Source organism: Streptomyces atratus (genome assembly GCF_014648655.1).
Taxonomy (GTDB): Bacteria; Actinomycetota; Actinomycetes; order Streptomycetales; family Streptomycetaceae; genus Streptomyces; species Streptomyces atratus.
Genome location: NZ_BMRN01000046.1, coordinates 23,680 through 47,168, shown reverse-complemented (window position 1 = coordinate 47,168; position 23,489 = coordinate 23,680). Strand labels below are relative to the sequence as shown.

14 protein-coding genes are annotated in these 23,489 nt (G+C 70.9%); 9 read left to right on the top strand and 5 right to left on the bottom strand.

Annotation, left to right across the window (positions count from 1 at the left end):
* Positions 1–192: helix-turn-helix domain-containing protein (locus tag IEZ15_RS36810; protein ID WP_189281206.1), on the bottom strand; the 192-nt coding region annotated here is incomplete at its 3' end.
* 204 nt (positions 193–396) lie between these two features.
* Between IEZ15_RS36810 and IEZ15_RS36805 the strand changes: the two genes are divergently transcribed.
* The 5 genes from IEZ15_RS36805 (at position 397) to IEZ15_RS36785 (ending at position 6,784) form a co-directional block, all read left to right on the top strand.
* Entirely contained in the window at positions 397–1,335 is a 939-nt protein-coding gene (locus IEZ15_RS36805; protein WP_189281205.1) for an alpha/beta hydrolase, read from the top strand.
* Between the two features lie 67 nt (positions 1,336–1,402).
* Positions 1,403–3,670 (top strand): ATP-binding protein, encoded by a 2,268-nt coding sequence (locus tag IEZ15_RS36800; RefSeq protein WP_189281204.1) that lies wholly within the window; start codon positions 1,403–1,405, stop codon positions 3,668–3,670.
* Between the two features lie 805 nt (positions 3,671–4,475).
* On the top strand, positions 4,476–5,051 hold the full coding sequence (locus tag IEZ15_RS36795; RefSeq protein WP_189281203.1) for a TetR/AcrR family transcriptional regulator: 576 nt from the start codon (positions 4,476–4,478) through the stop codon (positions 5,049–5,051).
* A 334-nt stretch (positions 5,052–5,385) separates the two neighbouring features.
* A complete protein-coding gene (locus IEZ15_RS36790) occupies positions 5,386–5,814 on the top strand; it encodes an SRPBCC family protein (protein ID WP_189281202.1) in 429 nt (142 codons plus the stop codon).
* 235 nt (positions 5,815–6,049) lie between these two features.
* A complete protein-coding gene (locus IEZ15_RS36785; RefSeq protein ID WP_189281201.1) occupies positions 6,050–6,784 on the top strand; it encodes a TetR/AcrR family transcriptional regulator in 735 nt (244 codons plus the stop codon).
* 236 nt (positions 6,785–7,020) lie between these two features.
* On the opposite strand, the gene IEZ15_RS36780 is transcribed toward IEZ15_RS36785, so the two are convergent.
* Both IEZ15_RS36780 and IEZ15_RS36775 read right to left on the bottom strand, forming a co-directional pair.
* Positions 7,021–7,512, bottom strand: a complete 492-nt coding sequence (locus IEZ15_RS36780) for a hypothetical protein (protein ID WP_229846354.1) — start codon at positions 7,510–7,512, stop codon at positions 7,021–7,023.
* 67 nt (positions 7,513–7,579) lie between these two features.
* A complete protein-coding gene (locus IEZ15_RS36775; RefSeq protein WP_189281200.1) occupies positions 7,580–8,563 on the bottom strand; it encodes a transcriptional regulator in 984 nt (327 codons plus the stop codon).
* 276 nt (positions 8,564–8,839) lie between these two features.
* On the opposite strand from IEZ15_RS36775, the gene IEZ15_RS36770 reads away from it, so the two are divergent.
* Both IEZ15_RS36770 and IEZ15_RS36765 read left to right on the top strand, forming a co-directional pair.
* Complete coding sequence (locus IEZ15_RS36770) at positions 8,840–11,779, top strand: helix-turn-helix transcriptional regulator (RefSeq protein WP_189281199.1); 2,940 nt, start codon at positions 8,840–8,842, stop codon at positions 11,777–11,779.
* 376 nt (positions 11,780–12,155) lie between these two features.
* Positions 12,156–16,289: a S8 family peptidase gene (locus tag IEZ15_RS36765; RefSeq protein WP_189281198.1), complete on the top strand. Its 4,134-nt coding sequence runs from the start codon at positions 12,156–12,158 to the stop codon at positions 16,287–16,289.
* Between the two features lie 234 nt (positions 16,290–16,523).
* Here the strand turns inward: IEZ15_RS36765 and IEZ15_RS36760 are convergent, their stop codons facing one another.
* Together IEZ15_RS36760 and IEZ15_RS36755 are read right to left on the bottom strand one after the other, a co-directional pair.
* A complete protein-coding gene (locus IEZ15_RS36760; protein WP_189281197.1) occupies positions 16,524–16,895 on the bottom strand; it encodes a VOC family protein in 372 nt (123 codons plus the stop codon).
* A gap of 84 nt (positions 16,896–16,979) precedes the next feature.
* A complete protein-coding gene (locus IEZ15_RS36755) occupies positions 16,980–18,104 on the bottom strand; it encodes a ricin-type beta-trefoil lectin domain protein (protein ID WP_189281196.1) in 1,125 nt (374 codons plus the stop codon).
* A 741-nt stretch (positions 18,105–18,845) separates the two neighbouring features.
* Between IEZ15_RS36755 and IEZ15_RS36750 the strand changes: the two genes are divergently transcribed.
* Together IEZ15_RS36750 and IEZ15_RS36745 are read left to right on the top strand one after the other, a co-directional pair.
* A complete protein-coding gene (locus IEZ15_RS36750; protein WP_189281195.1) occupies positions 18,846–22,169 on the top strand; it encodes a right-handed parallel beta-helix repeat-containing protein in 3,324 nt (1,107 codons plus the stop codon).
* The gene (locus tag IEZ15_RS36745; RefSeq protein WP_189281194.1) at positions 22,166–23,449 is read left to right on the top strand and encodes a S8 family serine peptidase; all 1,284 of its coding nucleotides are present in this window, start codon (positions 22,166–22,168) and stop codon (positions 23,447–23,449) included. Before IEZ15_RS36750 ends, IEZ15_RS36745 begins: the two co-directional genes overlap by 4 nt.
* Positions 23,450–23,489 lie beyond the last annotated feature (40 nt).

The window sequence follows — 23,489 nt, the reverse complement described above, 5'->3', positions numbered from 1 at the left end:
CCGGACGCGGCCCTGTTCGAGCCGGGTGTAGTAGTCCACGCTGATCGCGGCGAGCCGGGCGACCTCCTCACGGCGCAGCCCCGCGACCCTGCGGGCGGAGTCCGCCCCGGGCAGCCCGCACGCGGATGGTGTGAGCTGCGCCCGGCGGGCTTTGAGGAAGGCCCCGAGTCTGGAATCGGATGCCGAATTCATGCTTTCCAGTGTCACCGCATCGCCACGGACCGGGGGCAGATGTGAGGGGCCAGGTTCTTTCCCAGGCAGAAACCTGTCTCTTTTGCGGGTGGGGTGGATGGCGGAGTGTGGATGTGTGCCCGGAAGGGTGCGGGCCCCCAGGGGGTCCGCCGGCCGGGGGCAAGCCGAAACATCCGTCACCGTTTTGCAGGGAGAGTTGTTCTCATGGCCAGGACCAGCGTCACGTTCGACAGCGCCGGCATCGCGATCGCCGCTCACCTCTACGTTCCCGGCACCGCGGCGCCGGGTCCGCGTCCGGCGCTGGTGGTCGGCCACCCCGGTACCGGCGTGAAGGAGCAGACCTCCGGCACCTACGCACAGCTGATGGCAGAGCGCGGGTTCGTCACGCTCGCCTTCGACGCCGCCTGCCAGGGCGAGTCCGGCGGCCTGCCCCGCGGTCTGGAGGACCCCGCCCAGCGGGTGGAGGACTTCAAGGCCGCCGTGTCCTACCTCACCACCCGCACCGAGGTCGACGCGGACCGCATCGGTCTGCTGGGCATCTGCGCCTCCGGCGGCTACTCGCTGGCCGCGACCGGCGGTGACCACCGGGTCAGGGCCGTGGCCACCGTGTGCACCGCCGAACCCGCCCGCCAGTTCCGCCTCGGCGCCGACGGCACCCAGGACCCGGCCGTCTTCCAGAGTCTCCTGGACGCCGCCGCCCAGGCGCGCACCACCGCCGCCCGCGGCGAGGACCCCGGCGTCATGACCATGTTCCCCGCCACCGCCGAACAGGCCGGCGTCCTGGGCGGTCGGCACGGCATCGAGGGCTTCGAGTACTACTGCACCTCCCGCGGCGAGCACGAACGCTCCGCGAAGTTCCTGGCCTGGGAGAGCATCGACAAGATGGCCTCCAGCGACGTCTTCCACGCCGTCCCGCTGATCGGCCCCCGCCCGATCCTGCAGATCATCGGCGAACGCGCCGTCACCGCCTGGATGGCCATCGAGGCCCACCAGCGCGCCACAGGCCCCAAGGAACTCCACTGGATCAAGGGCGCCAGCCACGTCGACCTCTACGACAAGCGCGAATACATCGACCCCGCCGTCGAAAAGCTCACCGACTTCTTCACCACCAACCTGGACGGCGCGGGTGTGACCCCGGTCTGACTCCGGCCCCCCGTCGACCCCCTTGCTTTAATGGCCATTCCAGAACGGAGGCCCCTGGGGGGTGGGGATGGACAGAACGGAGTTCGGCAGGCTGTTGCGTGAGGCGCGGCAGCGATCACTGCTGACACTGGAGAGTCTCGCCGAGGCGTCCGGGGTGAGTGTGCGCGCCATCAGCGACATGGAGCGAGGGCAGAGCCTCCCGCGGCAGGCGACGCTGAGCGAGCTGATGGATGCCCTGGAGCTGGACGAGGACGGGCGCCGGCGGTTCGTCGAGGCATCGACGCGCCGCACGGGGCAGTCGACGAGGCAGGTTCCACGGCAGTTGCCGCCCGACCTCGCGACGTTCCGCGGCCGCGAGGAGGCCTTGGCACACGTGCACGGACTCACCTCACACGTCGCCGAGCGCGGAGGACATGTCGTCGTCTCCGCGATCGGCGGCATGGCGGGGGTCGGCAAGACGACGCTGGCGGTGCACTGGGCCCACCAGGTGGCGGACCGGTTCCCGGACGGCCAGCTGTATGTGAACCTGCGCGGCTTCGAGGACACCGGACGGCCGCTCGATCCCGGTGAGGCCCTCGCCGGGTTTCTCGACGCGCTCGGCGTGCCCAGTTCCTCGGTGCCGCGCGGTACCGAGGAGCGCAGTGCGCTGTTCCGGGAGCGTACGGCGTTCCGGCAGCTGATCGTCGTACTCGACAATGCTCGCGACGAAGAGCAGGTCAGGCCGTTGCTGTCGGCGTCGGCGGGGTGTCTGACCATCATCACCTCGCGCAGTCAGCTGTCCGGTCTGGCCGTGACCGAGGGCGCCTCGCTGGTCGGTCTGGACACGTGGACGCGAGAGGAGGCGCTGGCGGCACTGGCCGCGCGGATCGGTGAGGAGCGGTGCCGGGCGGAGCCGGAGGCGGCATCGGAGCTGGTGGAGCTGTGCGGGTTCCTGCCGCTGGCGGTCGCGATCGTCGGTGCCCAGTTGAACGTGTCGCCGCAGGTCCCGCTGGGGCTGGGAGTGCGCGAGCTGCGCGAGGCCCGGCCTCGGCTGGACGCCCTGTCGGACGGTGACCGGCGGGTCGACGTCCGTGCCGTGTTCTCCTGGTCGTACCGGGCTCTGACGCCGGAGACGGCGCGGTTCTTCCGATGTCTGGCCCTGCATCCGGGGCCGTCGGTGTCGGCGGAGGCCGCCGCCTCGCTCGCGGGGGCCGGGAAGGCGGCGGCCCGGCGGCAGCTGCGCGAGCTGACCTCGGCGAACCTGCTGTCGCGGGACTCGGAGGGCCGGTACGTGCTGCACGACCTGGTGCGGGTCTACGGCGCCGAGCTCGTCGAGCGGGAGCAGGACGACCGTCCGGGCGCCGAGACACGTCTGCTGGACTACCTGCGCCACAACGCCCACATGGCCAACCGGTTGCTGGGGCGCGCCAGTTCCGAGTATGCCGAGCCGCCGGCCGAGGGGGTGGTGCACGTCGTGATGGACACCCGTGAGGAGGCGCTGGGCTGGTTCCGGCAGGAGGAGTCGACGGTCGCGGCGGCGCTGCGCTCCATGGACGACCCGCGGCTGCTGCGTTTCCGTATGAACCTCACGCAGGACTGGGTGAGTTACTACTCGGTCACGGGCCGCTGGACGGAGGAGATCGAGACCAAACGGATCGGCCTGGACGCCGCTCTGCTGCTGGACGAGCCGATCGCCATCGCGCGGAACTCCGCGGATCTCGCCCGTGCGCTGGCGGAGACGGGCCGGCTCGACGAGGCCGACCGGCAGGTCGAGTTGCTGCTCGGGCTACTGCACCGGCTCGGTCCGGCGGAGCGGGCGGCCACCGAGCGGAGCGTGGGCTGGGTGTGCGGTCGTCAGAAGCGCCACACCCAGGCCCTGCACCATGCCCGCAGGGCCCTGGAGATCTACCGCACGCTGGGGGACGACGGAGCGACGGCCCGCGAGCTGAACGCGGTGGCGTGGTACCTCGCCCTGCTCGGCGGGTACGAGGAGGCGATCACGTTGTGCGAGGAGGCGATCCCCCTGTTGCAGCGATGCGGCAACCTCCGTATCGAGGCGGCCGCTTGGGACAGCATGGGCTACGCCAGGCAGCGTCTCGGCGATCTCGACGGAGCGATGGCGGACTACCGGGAGTCGTTGCGGCTCTACGGAGACGCCTTTGACGGCTACAACCAGGCCGAGGTGCTCGACCACCTCGCGACAGCGCAACGGGAGCGGGGGGACCGTACAGGGGCGCGGGCCAGCTGGCTGCGCGCGGCCGACCTGCTGAGCGCCGTCCACAGTCCGCGCGCGGCGCGGATGCGGGCCAACGCGCGTGCCCTGGACTTTCCCGCGGCCCCCTCCGGGCAGGTCTGACGCGGCCCTCTCCGACGCGCTGCGCCCGCGCGGTACCGGCCCGCGCCCGGCCCGAGTGTCACTGACCCACGCTTGCCACAGGCCGTACTCACCCGCGCCCACGCAGAGCCCCGCCCGCCCGCTGCCTGGGGGTGCCTCCCCGCGCGGGGGCAAGCTGCATGCGAACTGCCTGGTTCCGCAGGCACCGCTCCAGTGGGATGGGAGCAGGGCGGAGCGCTCCCTGAACCGGTGGGGTCGTTCGCCGCGGAACAGGGGTCATCGATGAACGCGCAGACCGGGCTCTTTCCCCTTGCCGCACGAAAGGAGGGGCAGCACACGCTGTCGCTCGTCACCCCCCTTCCCACGCAGCTGCCGGGACACGTGTGCTGCGCTGCGCGGGCATCCGGGGTAGCAACCCGTCCGGCCTGTCCGGTCTGCTGCAGATCGTCTGGCCGGTGCGGGGAACCCCGGGGGTCGCGACGATGGCAGCGGCGTGCCGAGGCGCGTCACCGGGCTCCAGTGGGGCTCAAGTGCACCTGCATGTCGGTCCTCGGGCTGTTGCCGTCAATGTCGTCGAGGCTCACCGCACAAGACATGGCCGAGCATGCCCCTGCCCGGATCGGTAGGGAAGCCGGTTCGGCTGCGGACAGGACCAAGGCGAGGTGTCGGGGTGTTCGCAGTCGATCGACTCATGCCTCGGGCCGGCCGTACCGTCACAGTCAGGTCCGTGCGTTGTTCTCCCGCCCCAGGACACCCCGGCCGAGGCCGCACCCCGACCACCGTCCTCGTACATGTTCGAGGATTCCGCCGACGAAAGGATCCCGGTGTGGCGCGCCCTCGTGAGTTCGACACCGACACGGCAGTGGAGCAGGCCATGAGCCTGTTCCGGACCCAGGGCTACCATGCCGCCTCAATGCCGCGGCTGACGGCGCTGCTGGGGATCGGCAGCGGCAGCCTGTACGCGGCGTTTGGTTCGAAGGACGGCCTCTACGCCCGGGCCCTGAAGCGCTACTGCGACGGTCTGGTCGAGTCGCTCGACCGGGAGCTGCGGGCCGGCGCCGACATCCGTACGGCCTTGCGGGGGCTGCTGCTCGCGATGGTCACGGCCGACACGGCGGCCCCGGAGCGTGGCTGTCTGCTGGTCAATGCGACCATCGAACGCGCGGCCCACGAGGGCACGGTGGAGCAGGTGCGTACGGCCATGACCGCCGTGGAGTCGGTGCTGACCGAGGTGCTGGAGCGCGCCCGGGTACGGGGTGAGCTGGGCGGCGAGCGCAGCCCGGTGGAACTGGCCCGCTTCCTGACCACGTTCGTCCAGGGTGTTCACGTCATGGGCCAGGCGCGCGCCGACCGGGCGTTCCTGGAGTCCGCCGTCGCCGGGGCGCTGAGGGCGCTGGACTGAGACACCGCGCCATCCAGGTCTTTCCGGGCGGCAGTCAAACGACTGATCCGCAGCACGTCGGCGGCTCGGACCTGCTGATCGGCTCGACCGCCGAACTGGAGAAGCAGAGCTGGATGTTCCAGGCCGAGAACCGGAGCTGAGGAAGGCGGGGACGAACCCGTACTCCCGCACGAGGTCCAGCGCGGGCGCCCCGCACGAGGACACATGTCTCACGTGACCCTTCTGACGCGTGACTGATGCTCTTTCAAAGGTAACCGTCTTGACGGGTGACATAAATGCATGGGAATCTTTCGTCACCGCTCAAGACAGTTACTTTGTTTGGTGAGGAAGCCCCATGGCAGTCGTACGTATCCGCCTCGTCTCCACGCTCAGCCCCAAGGATGTACTGGGGGTGCTCACCGACTTCGGTCCGTCCCGCGCCGAGGCCTGGCCGACGATCGACGCCGAACACTTCGAGGTCCACGACCTCGGCGACACCTGGGCCGAGGTCACCGAGGGCACCGCCGCCGCCTGGGAGCGCGCCCGCTACGAGTGGGAGCCGGGCGGCGACACGGTCACCATCACCACGCTCGACTCCAAGCTGTTCGGGGCCGGTGGCGGCTGGGTGTTCCGGATGACCCCCGAGGGTGACGGCACTCGGGTCGACATCGAGCTGACCCGGCAGCCGAGCGCTTTCAAGGGCAAGGTGCTCGCCTCGCTGCTCCCCCTGGTCGCTCCCGCGTCCCTGCGCAAGTCCTTCGCGGGGCCCCTGCGGGCCGGCTGATCCGTTTCCGGGCCCCGGGTCACCGGTGCGATAGAAGCCACGACATCGAGCCCACAAGCAAACATGTATTTATCGGAGTAACGGCGAGTGTGGCCCTGGCTGGAAATGTGTGTCGGGTGGAATCGCATATGAACTCGGCGATCCGCAGGGCGCCCGGCTGTACGGCCGCCGGGGCTGATACCCCGACGGTGTCACTGATCGGATCAATGATCCGCAAATCTGATATCGTCGATCCGTGACGACGGAGACACCACCCGACCAGGCAGGGCCCACACTGCGACAGAAGATCGTCCTGGCCGCCGCCGGGCTGCTGGAGGAGGGAGGCCTGGAGGCGGTGTCGACCCGCGCCGTCGCCGCGCGCGCAGGCGTGCCGACCCCGTCGATCTTCCGGATCTTCGGGGACAAGGACAGACTGCTCGAAGAGGTCGCGGAGCACGGCTTCAGGCGCTACCTCGAAATCAAGGCCGAACTGCTCACCGGCGACGACCCCGTCCAGGCGCTGCGAGACGCGTGGGACCTGCACATCCGCTTCGGACTCGAGCACCCGGCGTACTACTCCCTCGTCTACGGCCAGGTCCGCCCCGGCCACACGCCGCAGGCCGGCCTGCGGGCCGCCGCCGACCTGCGCCGGATGATCACCCGGGTCGCCGCCGCCGGGCGGCTTCGGATGAGCGTCGAGCGCGCGACCGAGGTCATGCACTCCGCCGGCGTGGGCACGATCCTTACCCTGATCAGCCTTCCCGACGCCGTACGCGACCTGCGGACCGCCCACACGGCCCGCGAGATGGTGATCGACACCCTCACGCTCGCGCCCGCCGAGGGAAGCGACGTCGCCCCCGGCGGCACCGTGGCGAGCAGTGCCATGGCGCTGCTCGCCGCCCTCGGCCAGGACGACACCACCGCGCTCAGCCCCGCCGAGCGTTCCCTCCTCCAGGAGTGGCTCAACCGGCTGGCCGACGAGGTCGGCTGACCGGGCATGTGGCCGGTGGCACGGTTGACCGGACGCGTGGCCGGCGGTCGCACCGGCACGGAAGGTCAGCCGCTGTGGCACACACGGCCACACCCCGCCCGGCGCGGCGGACCACCATGGAGACATGACCGGCACCAACCCCTCCGCCTTCGGTGGACGCCTGCTCATCGGCGCCACCGCCGTTGCCACGCTCCCGATGTACATCAACGCGCTGCGCACCGCGTTCACCGGAACCGTCACCGCACCGCCGCCGGCCGGTCCGGATACACCGCGGCGGTTCCCACCCGGACGACCCGGGCGGGGTCCGTCTCCTTCGTCGTGCTGTCGATGATCTCGTCCAGCTCCCGCAGCGTCGCCACGTCGGCGTGGGCCGGGTCGCCCCAGGTCCGCGCGGACACCGACAGCAGCCGCGGGGGACTGGGGCGCAGCCGGGAGACGGCCGCGTAACAGGACGTCCACGGCTCCTCGCGGGCCCCGTAGTTGCACAGCAGCAGGAAGTGCAGCGCGTCGATGAGTGCCGGGTCCTCGGCGTCGTAGCCGTGGCTGCCCTCCTCGATGGCGCCGACCAGCAGCCGGTGGGCCGTCGTGAGGTCGCCGTCGCTGTTCAGCACGGGCTGGACCGCCGCGGTCGCGGAGCGCAGGGACGCGCCGTGCCCGGGATCCGCACGCCAGGCGTCCTCCAGCGGTGCCGAGGCGCTGCTGAACGCGCCGATCGCCTCGACGTCCACATAGGCGGCCTCCGCCGGCCGACGATCAGGACAGCTGGAGCCAGGGCCGTGCCGGGCGCGTGGCCGGTCAGATCAGTCCGCGGGTGGCTGCCCGGACGCCCGCCTGAAAGCGTGTGTCGGCGCCCAGCTTGGCCAGGACGGCGGCGACGCGCCGGGTGGCGGTGCGTGTGCTGCACCCGAGCTGGTGGGCGATGGCCTGGTCCTTCAGCCCGGCTTTGAGCATGCCGAGCAGGACGACATCGTCCGCGTCGAGACCGTCGTCCCGGGCGGGCGCCGGTCCGCTGAGTGGCTCGGCGCGGGCCCAGTAGGCCTCGTAGAGCTCCATCAGGGCGTCCAGAACAGCGGAGCGATGGATGACGACGAGGTCGTCGTAGGCCGGTCCGGACAGGGGAACCAGAGCGATCCGTTGGTCGATGATATGGAGTTTGAACGGCAGGGACGGCAACATCCTCGACCGCTCGCCGAGTTCGGCGAGCCGGAGCAGTGTCGCGAACCGCCCGGGCCGTTCCATGGACTGCGGGCAGTAGATCGACCTCACGTCGATGCCCCGCCGGAGCCACTGCGTGGTGATGCCCAGCTCGTCCTCGTCGCTGTGGTGCCGGCCGTACGGGCGGCACACGTAAGGAGGCCGGTCCAGGGCCCAGACGTGGCTGGTCACACAGGCGCCGATCTCCTCGATCCGTTCCAGGATCAGCTCACGGTCCGACAGGACCTCCACCAGATTGTCCGGATCGGAGCGCAGCCGGCCCGCCCGGTGGCGCTCGGCGATCCGGTCGATCTCCGTGCGCGCCGAGGCCAGCGCGGTCTCCGCCTCCCACTGACGTCTGGCCAGCAGGGGCAGCAGTGCGGTCTGCGGGTCCGTCGCCCGGTAGTGGCCTCGGCCGGTGACATACAGGAGCCCGAGGTCTTTCAGACGGGTCAGGCACTGCAGGACGTGGTGCTCCGACGCCCTCAGGGAGGCGGCTATGTCCGCGACGGTCACCCGACCGTGGTCCACACAGCACCGATAGACCTGCTCATCGTATTCGGCTATGCCCAGGGCCGTGAACACGTATGCGCACCTCCGTCTATCGGCACATGACATCTGTGGCGCGGTTGGTCATCCGTCCAAACCCGCCAGCAGAGTATCTGGACACCTGTCCGAGGTACAGCGTTCACTTTGCACGCTGCGACGGCGCCCTGTTGCCGTGTGCGGCACCGGCCGTCGTCACACTCCTCGCTCCCACACGTGGTCGGGGCAGGTTGAACGAACCGGGTGACCGGCTGAGGGAGGTGTGCGCTGGTGAGACGGGCCAACACCGATGCCGGTCGACTTCCAGCACTTTCCGTGCCGCGATTCGTCGGGCGGGACCGGGAGGTTGCCGTGCTCGGCGAGGCGCTCGGGCAAGCGCCTGCCGTGGTCCTGATCGACGGCGAGGCGGGCATCGGCAAGACCCGGCTGTTGCGGGAGTTCCTGGTGTCCCCGGGCGAGCGTGGCCGTCGCGTCCTGGTCGGCACCTGCCCGGAGCTGCGCGTGCCGTACACGCTCGGCGCGGTCGTGGACGCGGTGCGCGACGGCGTCGGCAGCGTCTCCGGGCTGGGACTGAGCGGACTGTGCGGCGCGCTGCGGCCGCTGTTTCCCGAGTGGGCGGCCGACCTGCCGCCGACGCCGGAGCCGCTGGAAGACGCGACCGCCGCCCGGCACCGGCTGTTCCATGCGTTCGTCGAGGTGCTCAACCGGCTCGACGTGGCGGTGCTGGCACTTGAGGACGTGCACTGGGCGGACGAGGCGACTCTGGAGTTCCTGCTGTTCCTGGTCTCGCGCCGACCCCAGCCGGTGAGCGTGGTGGTGACGTACCGGCGGAAGGAGGTGCCCCCCGATTCACTGCTGTTGAAGCTGTTCTCACGGCTGCCCGCCGACGCACACCTGGTCAGGCTGGCACTGAAGCCGCTGGGGATCGGCGAAACCGCCGCGATCGTCTCCTCGATGCTGGCCGACGAGCCTCTGTCGACCGCGTTCGCGGCCTTCCTGCACGCACGAACGGAAGGCATACCGCTGGCGGTCGAGGAGTTGGTGCGGTTGATGCATGACCGGGCCGACCTGATCCGTCAGGGCGGCGGTTGGGCGCGCCGCCGACTGGACCGCATCGAGGTGCCGCCCACGATCCGCGACGCCATGCTGGAACGCGTGGGGCGGCTGTCGCCCGATATCCAGGCAGTCCTGTACGCCGTGTCGGTGCTCTCCGCTCCGGCCGACTACGTGACCCTGAAAGCGGTGACCGGTCTGTCCGAGGACCGGTTCGCGGAGCCGGCGGCCGATGCGCTGGGGTGCGGTCTGCTGCGTGAGGACGGACGTGGGCATTGGTCGTTCCACCACGCCCTGGCGCGTCAAGCCGTGTACGAGGCCATTCCGGCCCGGGAACGGCGTGCCCTGCATGTGCGCGCCGGCCGGGCGTTGGAGAAATTGCCGGTGCCGCCGGTGGCGCAGCTGGCCCGGCACTTCCGGCTGGCCGGCGATGTCGAGGCATCGTGCCGGTACACCGAGCGGGCGGCCGACCTCTCCATGCAGACCGGTGACGTGGCCACCGCGGCACTGCTGCTGCACAACCTGGTCACCACCGTCGCTCTGCCGGTGGAGCCGCTGGTGCGGCTGGCGATGGAGATCCAGTTTCAGGCGCTGCCCGGCTCCGACCCGTACTCGGCGATCATTGAATCACTGCAGTCGGCCCTCCGGACCCAGGCTCTGACACCGCAACAGCAGGCACCGGTCCGATTCCAGATCGGCCGGGTGCTCATGGTGGCGGGTGTCATCGAGGCGGGTCGGCACGAGATATTGAGAGCGGTGCCCGACCTCGCGCCGGACTCGCTGGAGGCGGCACGAGCCCGAACCCTCCTCGCCCTGCCCCTCGGGAACGCGCAGCCCGTGTCGGAGCATCTGCGGTGGCTGGGCGAGGCACCCGCGGTGGCGCCGTCGATCCCTCCCCACGAGCGGCTGCGTCTGGTGCAGGAACGCGCCTTCGCGCTGCTGCTGCTCGGTGAGGTGGCCGGGTGGACGGAGGCCCGGCGGATCCCGGACGACACCGCCGATCCGCGGGAGGCGGCGACGCTCGCGATAGGCCACAGGAATGTCGGCGATGCGGCGATGCGGTGGGGACGGAGCGATGAGGCCGGCGCACGACTGGCCGGGGCCCAGGCACTCGCCGAACGCCACGAGCTCCGGGACTACCTTGGGCCCATCGCCTCGAGCCGGGCCCACCTCGACTGGTTCACCGGCGCCTGGGCGGGACTTGCCGAGAGAGCGTCCCGGCTGATCGACGACGAGGACGGGGTGCCGCTGAAGGACCGGTGCGAGGCGATCCTCGTGGCGGGCTTGCTCCAAGCTGCCGCCGGAGACCGGGCAGAGGCCGCGGAGCGGCTACGTTTCGCCGCACAGGACGACCAGCAACGTATCGAGGCCGCGGCCGCGCTGGCCCAACTGTGTCTGCGCGACGGCGACATCGACGAGGCACTCCGCCTCACGGAGGAACCGGCCGAGATCAGCGTGGGCACGGGAATCTGGTCCCGGGCGGTCGAGGTCGCGCCGGTACGCGTCGCGGCCCTGGTGGCCGCCGGCCGGCTCGGCCACGCCGCCGACCTGGTGACCACGTTCGAACGGGCCTTGGGCGGCACGGACGCTCCGGCGCCGCAGGCATCCTTGGTGCTGTGCCGCGCCATGCTGGCCGAAGCCGACGGCCGACTCACCGACGCCGCAGGGTTGTTCGCCCGGGCGGCCGACGCATGGCAGGCACTGCCGCGCCCGTACGACGCCCTGCTCGCTCGGGAACGCCACGCCCGTTGCCTGCTCGCCGCCGACCCGCACGAGGCCGGCCTGCTGATCCTGTCCGACGTCTCGCGGGCGTTGGCGGACCTCGGCGCCCACAACGACGCCGACCGGGTGGCAGAGACCCTGAACGAGCGAGGGCGGGACACCCGGGCGGCGCGGGGGCGGGGCCGCCCCGGCTACGGCAACCGGCTCTCCCCGCGCGAGCTGGAGGTGGCTCGTCTGCTGGTCGGCGGCCGGACGAACCGTCAGATCGCCGAGGCGCTGGGGGTGTCGACGCAGACCGTGGCCAGCCAGTTGAAGTCAGCCATGCGCAAACTGTGTGTGACGTCGCGTACCGTACTCGCGCTCAAGGTCGTGGAGTCGGGTCTCGTCGGTGAGCAGGGGCAACCGCCGACGGGCGACGAGAAAATTCCACCGTCCTCGACCGGACGCGAAGAAATACGTGTGAGCGGGCGACGGCTTTAAATCCCGCATCTGACCAATCGAGCCGCAACCGGGCTCGGTTGCACACTCGTCGCCATGGTGCCCGCAGAACCGTCTGTACCCCAGCCGGCAGGTGACCCAGCCGTGCCGGCACGCCGGCCGAACGACGAACCATTACCGGCAGGACCGCCGGCCGGGCCGGCAGACGCCCCCACCACCCGGAGCGAGGGCGATGCCGACGACGTCGACGAGTACGAACCGCTCTAGTGAGGCGCGTGGCCGGACCGTGCTTGCCCGGGCGACGACCTTGTGCTCTCACGCGGTCCGCCCTCCCCAGATGTTCCTCGTGAATCCAACAGGAGATCGATAGATGAAGCGAAGTCCGACAACGCAGCGTCTCAGAACGCGCTTGGGCGCGGTGACCGTTGGTCTGGCCATCTTCGGGGCGATCATGTCGCCCACGGCGGGGGCCACCGATTCGGCCCGGCAGCCGTCGCACCCGGACGCCGTGCAGAAGAAGGTGTCACCGACCGCCGATGACGACCTGCGCAAGATCGTCTCCGCGGCCGGCGGGACCGTACCGGTCACGCTGATCACCGGTGACAAGGTGGACGTCGGCGTCGACACTGACGGCCGACCGGTCGTCCGCAACGTCGAGAGCGCGGCGCGGCCCGAGAGCACCCCGGTCGTCTTCCAGACCATCACCCACCTGGGCACCGTGCACTTCGTGCCGAACGACGCACTCGGACTGCTCGACGGGGGACTGCTCGACTGGGGGCTCTTCGACCTGACCGAACTGGTGGAACTCACCGCGGCCGGCAAGACCGGCGAGGTGCCGGTGCTCGTCACCTACACCGACAGGAGTGCCGCGGCCAAGGCTCCGAAGCCGGCCGGTGCGACCGGCGGCAAGGCGCTGCCGAGCGTCAACGGCCGCTCGATGAAGATCGACGGCGGCGGCCGGTGGTGGCAGCAGGTGAAGGGCAAGACGGACACCCGCTCGAGCGTCGCCCGGTCCGCCGGGTCGCTGTCCGGGGTCAAGAAGGTGTGGCTCAACGGGATGGCCGAGGTCACCCTCGACACGTCCGTGCCGCAGATCGGCGCGCCGGTCGCCTGGGACCGCGGGTACGACGGCACGGGCGTGTCCGTGGCAGTGCTGGACACCGGCATCGACCCCAATCACCCGGACGTGGCCGGAAGCATCGTCGACCAGGTCGACTTCACCGGCAACCCCAACGGCGCCCGGGACGGGCACGGGCACGGCACCCACGTGGCGTCCACGATCCTGGGCACCGGCGCCGCGTCCGACGGGCGGTACAAGGGTGTCGCCCCCGGCGCCAAGCTGCGGGTCGGCAAGGTCTGCGACGACACCGGGCACTGCCCTGAGGACGCGATCATCGCGGGCATGGAGTGGGCCGCCCACTCCGGGGCCGAGGTCGTCAACATGAGCCTCGGCGATGTCCCCACCGACGGGACCGACCCGCTGAGCCAGTCGCTCAACGAGCTCAGCCGCAGCACCGGAACCCTGTTCGTGGTGGCGGCGGGCAACAGCGGTCCGACGAGCGGAACGGTCAACAACCCGGGCTCCGCCGACGAGGCACTGACCGTGGCGGCGGTGGACAAGCAGGACAGGATGGCCAGTTTCTCCAGCCGCGGACCGCGGGTCGGGGACGGCGCCGCCAAGCCGGACATCGCGGCTCCGGGTGCCGACATCGTCGCGGCACGTGCCGCCGGTACAACCTTGGGCACGCCGGTGAACGAGTACTACATCTCGTCCAACGGGACCTCGATGGCCACACCGCATGTGACCGGTGCCGCGGCCATCGTCGCCGAGCAGCATCCGGACCTGACCGGCCGGCAGATCAAGTCGTTGCTGATGAGCACGGCCACCGACCTGGGCTACGCCGCGACCGCGCAGGGTGTCGGGCGGGTGAACGTCGCCGCCGCGATCGATCCGCGGATCACCACGGCGGGAAACCTGGGCTTCGGCCGCCTGGCGTACCCGCACACACCGCTGACGAAGAAGGTCACCTACGTCAACCACACCGACGAGGCGACCACGCTGCACCTCACGGCGTCGCTCTCCTCCGCCGGGAAGCCCGCCCCGGCCGGCCTGGTCAGCCTCAGCACGGATGAGGTGGTCGTGCCTGCGGGCGGATCGACCGAGGTGTCGGCGACACTCGACGGCCGGGGGGCCGACACCGACGGGGCCTTCGGTAACTACACGGGCACGCTGAGCGCCAGGGACTCCTCGGGAGCCCTGTGGGCGGCCACACCGGTCACCACCTACCTAGAGCCCCCGAAGCTTCCCCTGACCGTGAAGGTCGTACCCCCGCCGGGTGCCACCGACATCCGGTACGGCTACGCCACTTTCATACCGGTGGACGACGACGAGATCCCCGGCCTCGGCAGGGTTCCGGCGCTCGTCGCCGGCGGGGAGAAGGTCACCGCGTCGCTCTTCACCGGAACCTACGCGGCCACTTTCCCTGTCAAGTGGCGGGACGCGTCCGGGGAGTGGCAGCAAGCCACACCGATGGCGCCGGAGGTGAGTCTCAGCGAGGCGACCACGGTCACGCTGGACCTGCGCGACCTCAAGCGGGTGAGCGTGCAGTTCCCGGAGACCACCGAGGTCTACCAGATGGTCGACCTCACGACCCGGTACTCGGCGGACCGTGCATGGGTGATCTCGGCCTCCATGGTGACCGGGTACGACGGCACGACCAACTGGTGGACGCTGCCGACCGAGAAGGTGCGCACGGGAACCCTCACCGAGGAGATCTCCACCGTGCAGACGACTCCCGTCGTCACCATGAAGGCCACCGGCGGCGGTGCTCCCTTCAGCCTGGCCGCCCGCTACCGGACCCCGGACGTCTCGCTCGTCGGCTCGCAGACATGGCTCGAGGACGGGAAGTCGGTCCGTCGCAATGTCTCGGTCCCGATCGCGCGACTGCCGATCAAGGGAGACCTACCGGTGGTCTACGCGGGCACCGGGACCGCCTCCGAGCTCGCCGACACAGACGCCCGGGGCAAGCTGGTGCTGCTGACGCCGACCGACATCTGCCAGGACACCTGTGACTTCCCGAAGCTCAGGGACGAGCGGGTGGCCGCCGCTGCCGCCGCCGGCGCCGTCGGTGTACTGGTCGCGGCGCCGGGTCTCACCTCACTGGGCGGCTCCGCACAAAGCACCGTCTGCACCGACGGGCCGAAGAGCTGCCCAGAGGTCCAGCCGTACGCCGCACTGCCGATCGTGCGGGTGCCCGACATCGAGGCGGACCGCCTGATCACGAGGATCAAGGCCGACGCCGACGTCGAGATCACTCTCGGAGGCGCAGCCACGCCGAGGGCTTATGCCGCCCGCTACTACTCGGACGGTCGGATCGCCTCGAACCCCGAGCGCCGGGTCGGTATGGAGCAACTCGACAGGGCCGACCACTACTTCCACGCCGACCGGCCCGGAGTGGTCACCAACATGGCCTGGACGCAGCTGTCGGATTCCATGCCGGGCGGGATCAGCATGTACCTGCCCCGTGCGGCCACACAGCAGACCATGACCACCTTCATCAAACGGCAGAACAACGCCATCAGCCAGTTCCTCACCGCCTGGGCCGACCACGGAGACGACCCTGTCCTGGTCCGGGACCGCAGTGAGAGCCGGGAGATGGTTCTCACCGGGCAGGACGAAGTCCACTGGAACCAGGGACCGCTCGTACCGGGCGCCGCGCCGCAGGTGCGGAGCAAGTCCGGAATGTTGTTCGACACGTCAACGCCGTGCTCGGGCTGCCGGCAGGGCGACACCTTCTACCCGACCTTCCAGCTGACCAGCAGCGGCGGTGCCCGCCAGGCAATGGCCGGAATCGTCGACAACGACCAACTCACGGAACTCCTCTTCGGCGCCTATGCCTGTGGTCCGACGGCCCCGCCCACCGAGCCGACCCTCGACTACACCTGCGACTTCACGTTGCGCAACCAGTCCGGTGGCGAAGTCGAACGGCGTCTGACGCCACTGCAGTTCGACTACTGGGGGCTCCTCACCATCACCGGCAAGCTCGCCGGCTACGACCTGTCGGCGGAATCGGCCCGGTACACGTTCGAGGCCAGGACCAACGGGGTCAGGACGGAATGGACGTACAGCTCCGAGAAGCCGGCCAAGGATGATGCTCCGCAGCTTCACCCCTGTGTGGGCAAGGTGGTCGGCGACAACCGGGCGGCCTGCCGTCCGGAGCCGCTGACCTTCCTGCGGTACGACCTCGGTCTGGCCCTGGACAACACCGCCAAGGCCGGGGCCACCCATCAGATCACGATCACCGGCTATCACCAGGAGGGCCTCACCGCCTCGCCCCAGCTGACCTCCCTGTACGTCGAGGCCAGCTACGACGGGGGCAAGACCTGGCGTCCGGTGTCCACCAAGGAAGCCGGGACGGACACCTTCACCGCGAAGATCAAGAACCCGAGCCGGAAGCAGGCGGCCGAGGGCGTCGGGCTGCGGATCAGCGCGACCGACAGCCAGGGCAACACTGTCGAGCAGACCCTTCCCACGGCGTACAAGCTGCGCTGACGGGTGCCGCCGCAACGGTGAACCGACCGAAAGGTCATGGGCCGGGGCGAGACTGAGATCTCGCCCCGGCCGTCCGCTGTCCCTCGACAACTCGTCGACAACCCCGGGTGCGCGCAGCGTCGGCGGCTGACCGCACCTCCGGCGGGTCGCCCGGTGTGTCACCGGTCGGGGCGGGGAGCGTCTGCCGGAACTTCCTCGACAACCACGTCGTCCCCAGCAGTCCGCTTCCGGCAATCAGATTGTGCTGATGCAGAAGGGATGCCCAGCCGGATCGGTGAGGACCCGCGCCCTGTCCCCGTGAGGCTGGTGATCCGGCTTGCTCGCACCCAACTCCAGCAGCCGGGCCTCGGCTTCGCCCAGGCCCTCCTCGATCTTGAAGCAGATGTGCAGCTGCTGCGGAACGATTTGGTCGGGCCAACTCGGAGCCCGGTAGTCGGCAACCCGCTGAAAACCGATCAAGAGTCCGTGCTCACCGTTGAGGCCCGCGAAGTCGGCGTCCGACTTCGGGTGCGGTTCAAGGCCGGTGGCCTGCTGATAGAACGCAGCCAAAGCCAGTGGATCGGGGCAGTCAAGCGTTATCGCAACCAACTGCATCTGCAGGGTCATGGCATCTCCAGGCCGGTCGATGGACTTCCGGGCTGAACACCCTAGAGGCGTATCAGAACCTCGCCGCCCTCGGTCAACAGGCACTCAGTCCGTGGACCACTTCTGGTTGGGGCTACCGGCGCAGGACCACAGCTGGAGCCGGGTGCCGTTCGTGGTCTGTTGGTCGCGCACGTCCGCGCACTTGTTGGCGAGACCGCTGACCAGGTCATGGCGGAAGTTGAGCACGAACCGCTGCGCCGCACCGCCGTCGCACGTCGCCAGGACGAGGTCCGTCCCATCAGCGGTCGAGCCGCCCGCGAGCTGCACGCACATGCCGAGCGAGCGCATGGTTCCGCCCGTGAACGTCCAGTGCTGCGAGGCGGACTGCGAGCAGTCCGAGATCACCAGCCCTGTGCCCGGCACGCCTTTGCCGCCGACGACGTCGATGCAGCGGTGGGACGCGTGGCTGAAGACGCCTGTCCCCGGCACTGCGGCCTGTGCGGTCGTTCCGGCCTTGGTCGTCGCCTTCGCCGAGGCGCTGACGTGCGCGCCTGGGGACGCGGAGAGTGTGCCCGACGCGCTCCTGGTGGGCGACGCCGACGGCGCGGGCTTCTGTGAACCGTCGGCCTGCTTGCCGGCCGCGCTCGCCGAAGGCGCGGTCAGCCCGTCGAGGACGTCACTGCTGTGAAGGTCGGGGGCGACGGTCACCGACGCCCTGTCACGCTCCGCGCCCTGGTCGCCGTTGATCAGGCCGAGGGTCAGCAGGACACTGCCCGCCGCCAGCAGTCCCACGACGCCCACGACGACCAGGGCACCCCGTGAACCCTCGCGCCGGGTCTTGTCCTTGGGACGGCGGCCGGCCGGAGCGGGCGGTACGACGATGTCCGGAGCGGGGGTTCTCCGCGCTCCGCGGTGACGTGCGAAGTCCTCGTCGAAACGTTCTCCGGCCGACCCGTCCGCCGGAGCGCCGGCCACCGGGGTCGGTGCCGTGGGGCCGCGGCCGGCGTTGCTCCGCGACCCGAGCGAGGAGAACTGCGTGAGCCGGGGCGGACGGGCGCCTTGGCCGGCCGCGTCGGGTATGGGGTCGCCGCCGTCCGGCGCGGTCGGCTGCCTGTTACCGGCCGGGTCACCGTCCTGAGCGGGCCCGGCACCGCGCCCGATGGAACGGGTGCTGCCCGGGACTCTCTTGGGGAGATCGCGCGCCGACCGGGGTGTGTGTGGAGGCTTCATGTGTTCCTTTCGAGCGAGGCGCGGGCGCGGAGCCGTGTCGTGGACGGACTTCGACGGGTCTCCCGGGCGGTCCGGTCCGCCACACATAAGGCAGATCCACCGCCGTCCCGGTTCGCCGCCACGACCGCCACGACGTATGGCATGTGACTCATACCGGCCCGTGACCGACGACTCGAAGGGGTGCAGCGAACGGTGCGGCAGAAGCAGCCGGAGGGATCGGTCCGCGGCGGCGAGCACACCCTGACGGGCCGTTGGCAGGTGAGTATATCGGGCCGATCTATGAGGGCGGGCAGGAAGGGAGAGGAGAGAGAAAGGGGGAAACACATTGTGGCGCACATCGGAACGCTGCCCGGCCTCTCGGCCGGGCGGCGTTCCGATGCCTGGGTGCCCGGCCGGCTCGCCTGGAGCCGGGGATGGCGCACCCCAGGGCCGACATGTGCCAGGGCTGACGTATACCGAGGCACGTCATCACCCGTGACATATGTGTCCCGGTCGGCACATGGTTCCCCCATGCCGCTGAACCTCAACTACTCTGGTCCCGGGTCGGCCGAGGGCCACCGAGGCAATCGAGTGGGGTGTCGGCAGGGCCGATGACAAGACAGGTATCCGCCGCACGGTTGCCGACGTGTCCACCCGGTCCGTCAACCCAGCGACCTGGGCGCACGGCAACATGGTCGCTGCCCGTGCAAGACACTCCCAGTTCGCGGCTTTCCGGGGTGTCCGTCTGAGGAGGAACCACGCGTGTCTCGCCAGGTACTCACCGTCGGCCCGGACAGCGCCGACGGCTTGTCAACGATCGGGGAGGCGCTGGCCAGAGCGCGCAGTGGCGCGGTCCTCAGCGTCCTTCCCGGCACCTACCCGGAGAATCTGACGATCACCACGCCGGTCACCATCGTAGCCGCCCAGGCACGTGGCACCGTGGAGATAGCCCCGCGCCGGGGCACCGCCCTGACGCTGAAGGCGGACGCCGTCATGCTCACCGACCTGGTGCTGCGCGGCCGTGACGAGGAACTTCCGGTCGTCGACGCGCCCCGTGGACAGGTGGCGATGGACGGCTGCGAGATCGCGGCCTCCTCGTGGACCGCGCTGCTCGCCCGCAACAGCGGCTCGCTGGCCCTGCGCGACTGCCGGGTGACCAACGGCACGGGCGCCGGCGTCGTCGTCACCTCTCCCGCGGACAGCTCCGTGGAGTCCTCCACACTCGAACACCTCGGCACGACGGGCGTCGTGATCGGTGAACAGGGGCGGGTCACCGTGCGGGGCTGCACGATCCGCGACGCCCGCGGCAACGGCGTCCTGGCCAACGGCGAGGCCCAGGGATCGGTCGAGGAGTGCGACATCTCCTCCACGGACCAGCCGGCGGTGGCGCTGGAGGGCCGCAGCACCACCAGTGTGCTGCGCACGGTGCTGCACGACACGTCCACGGGCCTGCACATCACGAGCGAGTCGCGCACCGTCTTCGAGGACGTGCGGGTGACGAACACCTCCGGTGTCGGCATCGCCGTGGGCAAGGGCAGCGATCCGCTGCTGCGCCGCTGCCGGGTGGCCCGTACCAAGGAGCACGCGGTACTCGTCACGGACCGCTCCCGCGGCACGTTCGAGGACTGCTGGGCGGACTCCTGCGAGGCGCCGGCGGTGCGAGTGACGGGATCGGCCTCGCCGGTCTTCGTCCGCCTGACGGTCCGGGACTGCGCCGGCACGGCGCTGCTGCTGGAGGAGGAGTCCGCGGCCGAACTGGACCGGCTGGAGGTCGTGGACGCCAAGGGCGTCGGCATCTGTGTGCGCACCGGCGCCAATCCGCTGGTCCGCCGGGCCCGGATCATCTCCCCGGCGGGACACGGCGTGGAGGTGGTCAAGGACGGCCGGGGCCGCCTCGAGGACTGCCTGATCGAGCGGCCCGGGGGCGCGGGTGTCCGCGTGGCGGACGACGGCAACGTCTACGTCGGCGGGGGAACGGTGGACGCCCCGGAGGGTGCCGGGCTCTCCGTCGGCGCCGGCGGCACCATGACGGTGCGGGACTGCGCGATCAGCAAGGCGGCGCTCAGCGGCGTCCTGGTCGAGAACGACGGCGACCTGACCGCGACCCGGGTGACGGCCCACGAGAGCACCGAGCAGGGCGTGCTGATCGCCGACGGCGGGCGGGCGGCCCTGAACTCCTGCGAGATCAGCGGCAGCGGCAAGGACGGCGTGCGCATCGAGTCCGACTCCCCGGTCTCCGTGGTCAACTGCACCGTCCGCGACAACGAGGGCGGCGGCCTGATCCAGGCCAAGGCGGGTGACCGGGTGGCCGTGGAGGGCCTGACCAGCGCGGGCAACGGCAAGCGGGACGCGTGGGGCGTCGGCGACGCCGAGGGCACCGACCCGGCCGCCTCCCCCGGCACCCAGGAGTACGGCGACGGCTCGGGCGACGACGCCTCGCTGGCCGCGCTCGACGCCCTGATCGGCCTGGACAACGTCAAGCAGCAGGTCCGTACGCTGGTCAATCTCACCCAACTCGCCCAGCACCGCGCCAGACTCGGCATGTCGGCGCCGCCGATGAGCCGGCACCTGGTCTTCGCCGGCCCCCCGGGTACCGGCAAGACCACCGTGGCCCGGCTCTACGGCAACATCCTCGCCGGGCTCGGCACCCTCCGGTCGGGACACCTGGTCGAGGTCTCCCGGGCCGACCTCGTCGCCCAGATCGTCGGCGGTACCGCCATCAAGACCACCGAGGCCTTCAACCAGGCCCTCGGAGGCGTCCTGTTCATCGACGAGGCGTACACGCTGCTGTCCGACGGCAAGGGATCCGGCGCCAACTTCGGCCGCGAGTCGGTCGACACACTGCTGAAGCTGATGGAGGACCACCGCGACGACGTGGTGGTCGTCGCCGCGGGCTACTCCTCCCAGATGGACGACTTCCTGGCGTCCAACCCGGGCCTCGCCTCCCGTTTCTCCCGGACCATCGAGTTCGAGAACTACACCGTGCCCGAACTGGGCTCAATCGTCGAGAAGATGTGCCTCGGCCACCAGTACCGGATGGAGGAGTCCACCCACCGGGCACTGGCCGTGCGCTTCGACCGCATGCCCAAGGACGCCACGTTCGGCAACGGCCGCGAGGCGCGCCGGGTGTTCGAGGAGATGGTGGAACGCCAGGCGACCCGGCTGGCCGGTCTCGCCGAGATCTCCGAGAGCGACCTGCAACTGCTGCTGCCCGAGGACGTGGGCCCCGAGGCGGCCGCCGCCGTATCGGGCGAGGAGACCCCGGACGAGACCAACCCGCTGGCACGACTGGGGGATCTGGTGGGTCTGGCAGCCGTGAAACGGGACGTCACCGACCTGGTCAACCTGCTGTCCACCGCGCGTCAGCGCGAGGCCGCGGGCCTGCCAGCGCCGCGCATCAGCCACCACCTCGTCTTCACCGGCCCGCCCGGCACCGGCAAGACGACCGTGGCCCGCCTGTACGGCGAACTGCTCGCCTCGCTGGGCGTGCTGCCCCGCGGCCAGCTCGTCGAGGTCTCCCGCGCCGATCTGGTGGGCCGGTACATCGGCCACACCGCACAGCTGACCCGTGAGGTGTTCGAGCGGGCCATCGGCGGTGTGCTGTTCGTCGACGAGGCGTACACCCTCACCCCGGCGGGCGCCTCGGCGTCCGACTTCGGCCGCGAGGCGGTCGACACGCTGCTGAAGCTGATGGAGGACCACCGTAACGAGGTGGTCGTGATCGTCGCCGGGTACACCGAGGAGATCGAGGGGTTCCTGGCGTCCAACCCGGGCCTGTCCTCGCGGTTCTCCCGCCGCGTCGAGTTCGCCGACTACTCCTCCGACGAACTGGTCACGATCGTGCGGGCCCATGCCGCGACATCCGGCTACGAGTGCGGACCCGGCACCGGGCAGGTGCTCCGGGAGTACTTCGAGACGCTGCCGCGCGACCGGTCCTTCGGCAACGCGCGCCTGGCACGCCAGGTACTGGAGGGCATGATGACGCGTCAGGCCGGCCGGATCAGCCGCATGGCGGCGCCCGGCCTGGAGGACCTGCGGCTGCTGCTGCCCCAGGACGCCCCACGGCGGGAGGGACTGTCCGCATGATCCGCAGACCGGGAGAGCGAACCCTGCGCCCGCGTGCGGGACTGCGGCCCGCCGTGCGCACGGGTGCGACGGGACTGCTGCGGCCGGCCGTACGTCTGGGTGCGGCGGTCCTGCTGCCACCGGCCCTGACGGCGACGGCCGTGCTGGCCGTGGGGCCCGCCGCCGCTGCCGCCGACGGCACACCGACCGTCAGACTGCCCGTCATGACCGCTGTGCTGGCCGACGACGCCGACTGCACCAAGCGGTCCACGGCAAAGGCCACGGCCGTGCCCTGGGAGCACCAGAGCCTGGAACTGCTCCGCGCCGCACGGATCTCCCAGGGCGCGGGGGTCAAGGTCGGCGTCGTCGACACGGGCGTCTCCACCGAGGCGCTCACCCTCGCGGGACGGGTCGAGGCCCTCGGCGGCGGCGGAGACGACTGCGTCGGCCACGGGACCTTCGTGGCCGGACTGATCGCCGCCGCACCCGCCAAGGGCGTCGCCTTCCACGGCGTGGCCCCCCGGGCGAGCATCGTCGCGGTCCGCGCCACCACCGAGCGCGGGACACCCTCGGCGGCCGGTGTCGCGGCAGGCATCCGCGACGCCGTGGACGCCGGTGCCCAGGTCGTCGAGGTGTCGGCGGCGTTCGAGACCAAGTCGGCCGCGCTCGACGACGCGGTGTCCTACGCCGCGAAGCACGACAGCCTGATCGTGGCCGCCGCAGTACCGGACCCGCCGAGCGGCACCGGGGCCGGCACACCGGCACCCCGCAACTACTGGCCCGCGGCCTTCCCCGGCGTGCTGAGCGTCCTGGACGTGGACGTCAAGGGCGTCCGCCAGGACGGCGCGCTGCTCCCGGTCGACGTCGACCTGGCGGCCCCCGGCGACGGCGTCGTCGGCATCGGGCCGCGGGGCGGCGGGCACTTCGTCGGCAACGGGGCCTCGCTGGCCGCCGGGTACGCTGCGGGAGCCGCCGCCCTCGTACGGTCGGCCTTCCCCGACCTGTCGGCCGCGGAGGTCGCCCGGCGCCTGATCTCGACGGCCTACCCCGACTACGTACCCCGGCTGGACGCCTACGCGGCGGTCGCCTCGGTGCCCGAGGACGGCACGAAGGGGGCCGGTGCCAGGGCCGACGCGCACGCCGGCGTCGTACGGATGCCCGACCACACGCAGGGGGAACACGCCACCAGGACCGCTGTGCTGGTTGCCGCGGCCGGACTCGGGGTTCTCCTCCTCGCCGGATGGGCAGCGCTGGCCGTCCCGCGCGGCCGGGCCCGCGGCTGGCGTCCGCCGCGACGCTGAACGGGCGGGGCGCCGAACGACCCGGGGCGGCCGGGGGGGA